Raw genomic sequence first — 6,457 nt, 5'->3', positions numbered from 1 at the left:
TTTATAGTTAAGTGAAAATATTAAAATTTAAAGGTACATATTAGGAAAAATATCTTTTGAAATTTGAATTTTTAACATAATAGAAGTTAAGATAATCAATATTTAAATATAATAAGGATAAATTAGGGTGTAAAAAGAGGGAGAGATAATATAAAGGTAAAAAGTAAATAACATATTGTTATTTATATGTGGATAACTTTATAACTAAAGTTATAAAGTTAAGTTTATTTATGATAAATGAGCTAATCTTATCTATATATATGTAATTGTATATCTTTAAGATTTAAATAAACTTTTTATTGAAGTAATTAGTATTAATTAAGTAGATGAGTAATTTAATAAATTGTGGATAAAATAATAGATAGTTTTATTTAGAATACAGTTTATATATTTTTTAGAGTTATTAATGTAGGGATTTAATTTAATGTATAAACAATTATTATTTATATATTTAAAAAAGGAAAATAAGGTAGATGTAACAAATCTTTAAGTGAGTTATTTTCTTGACAGAGGGCGACTTGAAAGATATAATTAAACAGTAAAACCTAAATTAGCGAATAAGTAAAAAAGCTTTTAGCTTTTTACTAGAATAAAATATTGGTTGAAGGGGGTGTATTTAAATGTTCATGACATATCAACCTAAAAAAAGACAAAGAAGCAAAGAGCATGGTTTCAGAAAGAGAATGAAAACTAAATCTGGAAGAAATGTTTTAAAGAGAAGAAGACAAAAAGGTAGAAAAAGATTAACAGCATAAGGGCCGCATTTTGTGGCCTTTTTCTGCACTAAAAAGCAGAAAAAAGGAGAGCAAATTTAAATGTTACTAAGTTTAAGAAAGAACAATGAGTTTAGAACAGTTTATAGAAGAGGAAAGTCTTATGCTAATGACCTACTAGTTCTTTATGTTTATCCTAACAGAAAAAATGTTACAAAGGATGGAGAACGTTTCAATAAGGTAGGAGTTTCAGTTAGCAAGAAGGTTGGAAAAAGTGTAGTTAGAAGTAGAGTTAAAAGACTTATACTTGAAAATTACAGACTTAATTCTAGTGAACTTAAAGAAGGCTATGACTTTGTGTTTATTGCTAGAGTTGCTATAAACGGTAAGGATTTTAAGCAAGTAGGGAAAGCCATGAATAATTTAATAAAAAAGGCAGGTCTACGTGATAATGAAAAAATTGTTCATAGTAATGATTAAATTCTATAGAAAATATATTTCACCTTTAAAGAGGCCTTGTTGCAGATTTTATCCAACTTGTTCTCAATATGCACTAGAAGCAATACAAAAGTATGGTGCTTTTAAAGGGGGATTTATGAGTATAGGAAGAATATTAAGGTGTAATCCATTCTGTAAGGGTGGATATGATCCTGTAAAATAAATATATACGGTTTAAATATAGGAGGGTAATGTATTGCAGTCAATTTTAAAGCCGATAACTAATTTATTCACAATGATATTTCAAGCTATCCACGGCTTTGTTGCCTCACTAGATATTTTTGGTGTAGGTGCTGGATACGTAATAACTATTTTCTTATTAACTTTATTAGTAAGATTAATATTATTACCGCTAAATATAAAGCAAACTAGATCTCAACAAAAGATGCAAGAAATACAGCCAGAAATAGCTAAACTTCAGAAGAAATATAAAAATAATCCTGAAAAAGCTCAACAAGAAATGATGAAGCTTTATAAGGAGAATAATGTAAACCCAATGAGTGGTTGTTTACCTTTATTAATCCAAATGCCAATATTATTTGCATTATACTATGTATTCACTGGATTAACTGAGTTACAAGGTGTATCATTCTTATGGTTAGGAGATTTATGGGCTCCAGATAGAACATTCATATTACCAATTTTATCAGCTGCAACAACATATTTATCATCTTTATTAATGACAAAGTTTACTCAGTCACAAGCTGGGGGAGCACCTGGTGGAATGAATATGAATACTATGAATATAGTAATGGCTGGTATGATGGGTGTAATGTCAATACAATTCCCATCAATGCTTGTATTATACTGGGTAATAGGTAACCTAATTCAAATGGTTCAAACATACTTCATAGTTGTTTTACCTAGCAGAAAGAGAGCTAAGGAAAAAGAACAATATAAAGATATTAAGTAATAAGAATTTATTTTGCTTTTCTAAGGTGGTGAAACAAGGGTATGAATACAATTGAGATTACTGGAAAGACTGTTGAAGAAGCTTTAAAAAGCGCATTGGAACAGTTGAACACTACAGAAGATAAAGTAGAGGTTACTGTTATAGAAGAGGGAAGTAAAGGCTTCTTTAATTTAATTGGTGCAAAGCCTGCTAAAATTTCAGTTAAGGTGAAAAGAGATAGAATCTTAGAGACTAAAAAGTTTTTAAGGGATATTCTTGATAACATGAATATAGAAGCTGAAATTAATATTGAAGAAAGTAAAGACCTAGTAAATATAAATCTTACTGGACCTAAGATGGGAGCCATCATAGGATACAGGGGGGAAACTTTAGACTCACTTCAATATTTAACTAGTTTAGTTATTAATAAGGCTAAAGAAGACAAGTACAAAAGAGTGGTTTTAGACACTGAGAATTATAGACAGAAAAGAGAAGAAACTCTTAAAAGATTAGCTAATAAAATAGCTTATAAGGTGAGAAAGTCAGGTAAGATATTAAAACTTGAACCTATGAATCCTTATGAAAGAAGAGTTATTCATTCAGAGTTACAGAATAATGATTTTGTTAGAACTTTTAGTGAAGGTGAAGAACCTTACAGAAGAGTTGTAGTAGAATTAAAGAAATAAAAAGGAAAGCTTAAAGCTTTCCTTTTTTTATCCACAATAAACTGTAGATAAATTGTGGATAACTTGTTAGTAACTATAGAAAAATAGTCATACTAAAGGCTACAATTGTTGATAAATTTAAAAAATAAGGTGAAAATATTATATTTTCACCTTATTTTTTTATCAAGTATATGATTTAATTAATTGGATAGTATTTTTAAGTAAGTAATCTATTAAACAATTTAGTAAAATCATATTTTTTTGCCATAAATAATATGATTTAAAATTTTGACTTATTCTATTTTGTTGGGTAAAATCAATATTAGTTCAAATTTGAGAATATCATTATAAAGGAGGAGCTTATGAAAGAATTCGATACTATTGCTGCTATAGCTACAGCATTAGGAGAAGGTGGAATAGCTATAATTAGAGTATCAGGAAATAAAGCTCTTGAGATTGTAAATAAAATATTCAGAGGAATAAACGGAAAAGATTTATTAGATATAAAACCATATACTATGAGATATGGTCATATGATAGATGAAAATAATGAGATTATAGATGAAGTTATAGTTAGTTTTATGAAAGGTCCTAGAAGCTTTACAGCTGAGGATACAGTAGAAATAAACTGTCATGGTGGTATTGTAGCTACTAATAAAGTTCTACAAAATGTAATAAAAGCTGGTGCAAGACTTGCTGAGCCAGGTGAATTTACAAAAAGAGCTTTTTTAAATGGAAGAATAGATTTAAGCCAAGCAGAAGCAGTTATGGATATAATAACTGCTAAGACTGAACTTTCAATGAAATCAGCTATGACTCAAAGTCAAGGAAGACTTTCTACTGAGATAAACAATCTTAGAAAAGAGGCTTTAGATATATTAGCTCTAATTGAATATGCTGTTGACTTTACAGAGGATGACGAAGAACCAGATGAAACTATACCAGTTAAGGTAAAAGAGGATGTTATAACTCTTAGAGGTAAAGTAAATAATTTAATTGATACTGCTGATGAAGGTAAACTTATTAGAGATGGTTTAAGCATGGTTATAGTAGGAAAACCTAACGTAGGAAAATCATCACTTTTAAATGCTCTATTAAATGAAAAGAGAGCTATTGTAACTGATATAGCAGGAACAACAAGGGACGTAATAGAAGAATATATAAATTTAGATGGAATACCTGTTAGACTAGTAGATACAGCGGGAATCAGAGAAACTGAAGATGTTGTAGAGAAAATAGGTGTAGAAAAATCTAAAGAAAAAATCAATGAAGCTGATTTAGTTATACTAATGTTAGATACAAGTAGAGAATTAGATGAGGAAGACAAGGAAATTATTGATTACATTAAAGATAGAAAATACATAGTACTTTTAAATAAGGTTGATTTAGATAGAAAGTTATCCTCAGAAATTGTGGATAACTTAGAAAATAAAATAGAACTATCTGCAAAAACTGGTTTTGGTATAGATGATTTAAAATCAAAGATAAAAGATTTATTCTTTAATGGATCAATTGATGCTGAAAGTGTAATGGTAACTAATACTAGACATAAAGAGGCTTTATATAGAGCTTCTGAAAACTTAGATGGTGCATTAAATGGACTTAATAATAATGAGTTTTTAGATCTAGTATCAATTTATGTTACATCTGCTTTAAGAGCCTTAGGGGAAATCACTGGAGCAGAGTTAGAGGAAGACTTAGTAAACAAAATATTTGCAGAATTTTGTTGTGGAAAATAGGAGAATGATGAAATATGAGATATAATGCAGGAAGTTATGATATAGTTGTTATAGGTGCTGGTCATGCAGGTTGTGAGGCAGGATTAGCGGCAGCTAGAATGGGATGTAAAACTTTAGTTTGTACATTAACATTAGATTCCGTTGCTATGATGCCATGTAACCCTAATATAGGTGGAACTGCTAAGGGACATCTAGTTAGAGAAATAGATGCTTTAGGTGGAGAGATGGGAGTAAATATAGACCATACATTTATCCAATCTAAAATGTTAAATACATCAAAAGGACCTGCTGTACACTCTCTAAGAGCACAAGCTGATAAAAAGAAATATCAAGAAAGAATGAAAAAGGTTTTAGAAACACAAGAAAATCTTCACTTAAGACAATTAGAGGTAGTTTCTGTAGAAGTTGAAGATGGGAAAGTTAAAGGTGTTCTAACTAAAAATGGTGCATTTTTTGAGTGTAAAGCTGTTATAATGACAAGTGGAACATATTTACAAAGTAGAATAATAATCGGAGATGTTAGTTATAGCCAAGGTCCAAATGGACTTAGCAATGCTAATGAACTTTCAAAATCATTAATAGATTTAGGAATTGACCTTAGAAGATTTAAAACTGGTACTCCAGCTAGAATCAATAAGAGAAGTGTTGATTTCTCAAAAATGATAGAACAACCAGGAGATGAGGAAATAATACCATTCTCATTTATAAGTGGAAATATAGATAGAGACCAAGTTTCATGTTGGTTAACATATACTAATGAGGAAACTCATAAGGTAATTCAAGAAAATATACATAGATCACCAATGTATAATGGAAGCATAAAAGGTGTTGGGCCAAGATATTGTCCATCAATAGAAGACAAGGTAATGAGATTCCAAGATAAAGATAGACATCAAATCTTTATAGAACCAGAAGGTGATGATACAGAAGAAATGTATGTTGGAGGAATGTCATCATCTCTTCCAGAAGATGTTCAAGTTCAAATGATAAAAACAGTTCCAGGTCTTGAAAATGCTGAGATTATGAGAACTGCATATGCAATAGAATATGATTGTATAGATCCAACACAATTAAAGGCTTCACTAGAATTTAAAAATATTGATGGATTCTTTAGTGCTGGACAAATTAATGGTAGCTCAGGATATGAAGAAGCTGGGGCTCAAGGAATAGTAGCTGGTATAAATGCAGCATTAAAAGTTCAAGGAAAAGATCCTATGATACTTACAAGATCAGATGGATATGTAGGAGTTTTAATTGATGATTTAATTACTAAAGGTACTAATGAGCCTTATAGAATGATGACATCAAGAGCTGAATATAGATTATTATTAAGACAAGATAATGCTGATTTCAGATTAACTGAAATTGGACACAATGTTGGATTAGTTACAGAAGAAAGATGGAGTAAGTTTCAGGAAAGAAAGCAAAACTTAGAACGTGAGCTTGAGAGACTTAAAGAACTTCAAATAACTAATAAAACAGAAAATAATGAGAAAATAGTTGAATTAGGTTCAACAGAGCTTAAAAAGCCAATAAGAATGTATGAACTTATAAAAAGACCAGAGTTAGACTACTTCTCATTAGCATGTTTAGATCCTGAAAGACCTGATTTACCAAAGGATATTGGGGATCAAATAAACATAATTGCTAGATACGAAGGATACATTCAAACTCAATTAGAACAAGTTGCTCAATTTAAAAAGTTTGAGAAAAAAGTTCTTCCAGAGGATTTAGATTATAATGACGTAAATAGTTTAAGAATAGAAGCTATACAAAAGCTAAATAAAATTAGACCTTTAAATATAGGTCAAGCTTCAAGAATATCAGGGGTATCCCCAGCAGATATATCAGTTCTGTTAATATTCTTAGAGCATTATAGAAAAACTGGAAAAAATACTGATAACTAAAAGTTATTCAGAAGTTTTCAACAGCACCTGTGGATAAGTCTTG

Annotated in this window: 7 protein-coding genes; all 7 read left to right on the top strand. The window is 29.7% G+C overall.

The window, feature by feature from the left end:
* Positions 1–620 precede the first annotated feature (620 nt).
* The 7 genes from rpmH (at position 621) to mnmG (ending at position 6,414) form a co-directional block, all read left to right on the top strand.
* Positions 621–755 (top strand): 50S ribosomal protein L34, encoded by a 135-nt coding sequence (gene rpmH, locus CPF_RS14655; RefSeq protein ID WP_003451019.1) that lies wholly within the window; start codon positions 621–623, stop codon positions 753–755.
* 60 nt (positions 756–815) lie between these two features.
* Positions 816–1,193: a ribonuclease P protein component gene (gene rnpA, locus CPF_RS14650; protein WP_003450986.1), complete on the top strand. Its 378-nt coding sequence runs from the start codon at positions 816–818 to the stop codon at positions 1,191–1,193.
* Positions 1,165–1,374 (top strand): membrane protein insertion efficiency factor YidD, encoded by a 210-nt coding sequence (gene yidD / locus CPF_RS14645; RefSeq protein WP_003451050.1) that lies wholly within the window; start codon positions 1,165–1,167, stop codon positions 1,372–1,374. Before rnpA ends, yidD begins: the two co-directional genes overlap by 29 nt.
* Before the next feature lie 33 nt (positions 1,375–1,407).
* Positions 1,408–2,124, top strand: coding sequence for a membrane protein insertase YidC (locus CPF_RS14640; protein ID WP_003460013.1), 717 nt, complete (start codon positions 1,408–1,410; stop codon positions 2,122–2,124).
* A gap of 41 nt (positions 2,125–2,165) precedes the next feature.
* On the top strand, positions 2,166–2,789 hold the full coding sequence (gene jag, locus CPF_RS14635) for an RNA-binding cell elongation regulator Jag/EloR (protein WP_011591195.1): 624 nt from the start codon (positions 2,166–2,168) through the stop codon (positions 2,787–2,789).
* Between the two features lie 341 nt (positions 2,790–3,130).
* The gene (gene mnmE / locus CPF_RS14630) at positions 3,131–4,507 is read left to right on the top strand and encodes a tRNA uridine-5-carboxymethylaminomethyl(34) synthesis GTPase MnmE (RefSeq protein ID WP_003451045.1); all 1,377 of its coding nucleotides are present in this window, start codon (positions 3,131–3,133) and stop codon (positions 4,505–4,507) included.
* Positions 4,508–4,521: 14 nt separating this feature from the next.
* The gene (mnmG, locus tag CPF_RS14625) at positions 4,522–6,414 is read left to right on the top strand and encodes a tRNA uridine-5-carboxymethylaminomethyl(34) synthesis enzyme MnmG (protein WP_003451018.1); all 1,893 of its coding nucleotides are present in this window, start codon (positions 4,522–4,524) and stop codon (positions 6,412–6,414) included.
* The last annotated feature ends 43 nt before the right edge of the window (positions 6,415–6,457 follow it).

Origin of the sequence: Clostridium perfringens ATCC 13124 (assembly GCF_000013285.1) — a bacterium.
In the GTDB taxonomy this organism is placed as follows: Bacteria; Bacillota; Clostridia; order Clostridiales; family Clostridiaceae; genus Sarcina; species Sarcina perfringens.
This window is presented reverse-complemented; position numbering and strand designations above follow the sequence as displayed.

Bases quoted from the DNA above. Each gene is read 5' to 3' on its own strand.
- rpmH (WP_003451019.1), top strand. From the start codon at position 621: ATGTTCATGACATATCAACCTAAAAAAAGACAAAGAAGCAAAGAGCAT.
- rnpA (WP_003450986.1), top strand. From the start codon at position 816: ATGTTACTAAGTTTAAGAAAGAACAATGAGTTTAGAACAGTTTATAGA.
- yidD (WP_003451050.1), top strand. From the start codon at position 1,165: ATGAAAAAATTGTTCATAGTAATGATTAAATTCTATAGAAAATATATT.
- jag (WP_011591195.1), top strand. From the start codon at position 2,166: ATGAATACAATTGAGATTACTGGAAAGACTGTTGAAGAAGCTTTAAAA.
- mnmE (WP_003451045.1), top strand. From the start codon at position 3,131: ATGAAAGAATTCGATACTATTGCTGCTATAGCTACAGCATTAGGAGAA.
- mnmG (WP_003451018.1), top strand. From the start codon at position 4,522: ATGAGATATAATGCAGGAAGTTATGATATAGTTGTTATAGGTGCTGGT.